Here is a 3,215-nt window from a genome sequence, read left to right on the forward strand (position 1 = left end):
GTATTGACAGGGGATAATAAATTATGTTAGCATACCATAATTATTTTAAGGTGCTGATTATTCTACGACTTCAGTCAACAGGTGGTGCGGGGCTTCCCTGTATTTTCAATTATTTTCAATAACGGAGGAATCACGACATGAAAAAGGTTATCCTGGGAGCGTTCTTACTGGCAGGGCTTTCGCTCTTGGCTGCTGGTTGTCAGGGAGCAGGGGGGCCGGCGGGACCTCCGGGAACGCCAGGAGCACAGGGAGCACCGGGGCCACAGGGAGCACCCGCCCCGATTCCCCCCGGAGCCGGGCTGAAAGCCGCAATTACCAAAGTGGATATTGGAGCTGACCGCAAACCGGTGGTCACCTTCACCATCACGGATGCTAAAGATAAGCCTCTCAAGATAGCTGACCTGGACGGTTATCCCAGCTTTATCCTCTCCTATATTGAGGAAGACCCCGCTACCAGCCTCACACAGTATGTAGCCTACACTGTAAGTGATGTTAAGGGGAATCCTTATACCTTTGAAGGAAGGACGGTACAACCTGCCCTTGCCGAGGTGACAGGTCGCCCAGCCTTTGACCCCCGGGCCGCCACCCCGGCTTTCCCCGCCGCCCACCCTGCTTTCAGTGACTTGGGTAACGGTACCTTTACCTATACCTTCTCAACCGTCCTCCCGGAAGGCTATGACCGGAACACTACCCACCGGGTAGGCGGGCAAATAACCCGCGCCACCCGCGCCTTTGTAGCTAACCCCACCCTGGACTTTGTTCCCGCCGGTGGAGCCGTAAACTTGACCCGGCAGGTGGTGATAAAGGAATCATGTAACCAGTGTCATGACCCGTTGGCTGCCCACGGCGGCTCGCGCCAGGACCCGGCGCTCTGTATCACCTGCCACACCTCTCAAAATTATGATCCCGAAACCGGCAATGCCGTCCTTTTCAAGGAGATGGTACACAAGATACACCGGGGCGCCAACCTGCCCGGTGTTCAGAATGGTGAGGACTACCTGATTGTAGGTTTCCGGCAGAGCGTCAATGACTATAGCGAGGTATATCTTCCCCAGGATATCCGCAACTGTACCACCTGTCACGGCGCACCCCCGAAAGGGATGGAGGCGGAGACCTACGCCACACTGGCGCCCAACGCCGATAACTGGAAGACATCACCCAGCCGGGCGGCTTGCGGCGCTTGCCACGACTTCATCGATTGGGAAACCGGTAGGTCAACCATTACTGATAGGCGGGACCATCCCGGTGGACCCCAGACCAATGATACCCTGTGCAAGTCCTGTCACGTGGCTGACAGCGGCAAGGAGTTCGATGCCTCAGTAGTCGGTGCCCACACTATTCCACTCCAGTCCAGGCAGCTTAAAGGTGTGAACGTGGAGATAGTCAGCGTTACTGACACGGGACCGGGACAGAATCCGACTGTAGTATTTAGCGCCAAGGATGACGCCGGCAACGCCCTGGCAATATCAGAATTGACATCGGTGAGGTTCAACGTGAACGGGCCAACTACCGACTACCTGAACCCGCCGACTACGGAAGCTGTGGTACTGGACAACGTAACCGGTTCGGGCGGTACCTACACTTATACTCTCACTCTCGCCATCCCGGCTGACGCCACCGGTACCTATGCCATAGGTATGGAGGCCCGGCGGCTGGAAACCATCATCGGAAACGAAGGTGCCTCGGTAGATGTGAATGGAGCTTCTTATAACCCGGTGGTCTATGTTCCGGTCACGGATACGGTAGCCGTCCCCAGGCGGCAGGTAGTAGCCACGGAGAACTGTAACACCTGTCATCAGGAGATAGCTTTCCACGGCGGCGGACGGAAGAATACCGCCGAGTACTGCCAGTTCTGTCACAATCCGGCTACTGTGGACGTCCCCGACCGTACTCCGGAAAGATTTGGTGGCCCTTACGACATAGACCCGCAGTCCATCAACTTCAAGCTGCTGATCCATCGGGTACACTCCGGCGAGGAGTTGACCCGTGACTTCACGATTTACCGAACCCGCGGCGTTTTCAACTTCAATGAGATTGGCTTTCCTGGCGACCTGACCAACTGCGCCAAGTGCCACGTGGGAGATTCCTATAAGCTGCCGTTGCCGGAAACTGCCGCCAATACCCTGGCGCCTCGCGAATTCTACTCCCCGCTGGGACCGGCCGCCGCAGCCTGTCTGGGCTGCCACGACTCTAAGAGCGCATCGGCTCATGCCTCGACCATGACAACAACTTTTGGTGAGGCTTGCGCCACCTGTCACGGGCCGGGCAGAGACTTTGACGTAAACAAGGTGCACCCCGGACTCCGATAAACAAAATAAGAGGCTCCTCCGCCGGAGGAGCCTCTTAACTGTTTTATATCTTAAAATCTACCCGTCCTCACTATACCTCTTTCACGCTGATCATCGTACATTGCAGCCGACATTCATTAAGGTAAGGTAGTCAAAATCAAAGAGGATACCCCACGGCACGGACTTTGTGACAAAAATAGAGAGAAGGGGGGTACCCTGAGGACCTCCCTTCCGATTTACTTACTACGGCTATCTTATTTATACCGCGGGGGTAGAAACTGGCTGGGATAAAATCCCTCTTTGCTCCAGTTCCTCCGCAACGTAATCCAGCCCGATCTCCTCCAAAGCTTCCCTTGTCGGGATGCCTTCAACGTTATATCCCATCGCCTTATTGGCGCTATCTATCGCCTTACTGAGAGCATCGCGACTCATTGCCGGAATAGGTCCTATCCCAGCAAAGAACTTGGCCGGCAGGTCATCCGCCCGCATTCTTTCTCCCAGGATCGCATTATAAGCTCGGATTAGAGCCCTTGCCCGGCGGGTACCTTTTTCCACCTCGGCGTAGTCTAAAGCAACTCCGGTAGCGTAAGAATATAACTCTGCCTCATCCCACCTCCGTATCGGGGTGAAGGGCTTGAAACCTATCCAGAAAATACAGAAGCCGAGGCAATCCGCCAGGGTATAATTACAGTGAGGCAGGTCCAGGTATTCTTTCCACTCCGGCGGATAGGTTCGGTTGACCGGGTCGACATAATCGTCATAGTCCGTAGCTCTGCGAGGCTGTTCACGTTCATCGGGACCGCCCCCGCCATATCTGGTATTATCCTGGCGGTCGCTCAGGATATAAGCTTTCGCTGCCGCGACCTGATGCATGGTCATGCCCCGGGTTTCCAGCTTTCTGACATGATTAGCGTATTCTTCAGCGCC

At 55.3% G+C, this 3,215-nt stretch carries 2 protein-coding genes; one reads left to right on the forward strand and one right to left on the reverse strand.

Annotated features, from left to right (window positions below; translation table 11 throughout):
* Positions 1-137: 137 nt before the first annotated feature.
* A complete protein-coding gene (locus tag Q8Q07_02685; protein MDP3879198.1) occupies positions 138-2,309 on the forward strand; it encodes an OmcA/MtrC family decaheme c-type cytochrome in 2,172 nt (723 codons plus the stop codon).
* A 237-nt stretch (positions 2,310-2,546) separates the two neighbouring features.
* On the opposite strand, the gene Q8Q07_02690 is transcribed toward Q8Q07_02685, so the two are convergent.
* Positions 2,547-3,215 (reverse strand): aldehyde ferredoxin oxidoreductase C-terminal domain-containing protein (locus Q8Q07_02690; GenBank protein MDP3879199.1); only part of this gene is annotated, 669 nt, incomplete at its 5' end.

It is taken from the genome of Dehalococcoidales bacterium, from assembly GCA_030698765.1.
Classification (GTDB): Bacteria; Chloroflexota; Dehalococcoidia; order Dehalococcoidales; family UBA2162; genus JAUYMF01.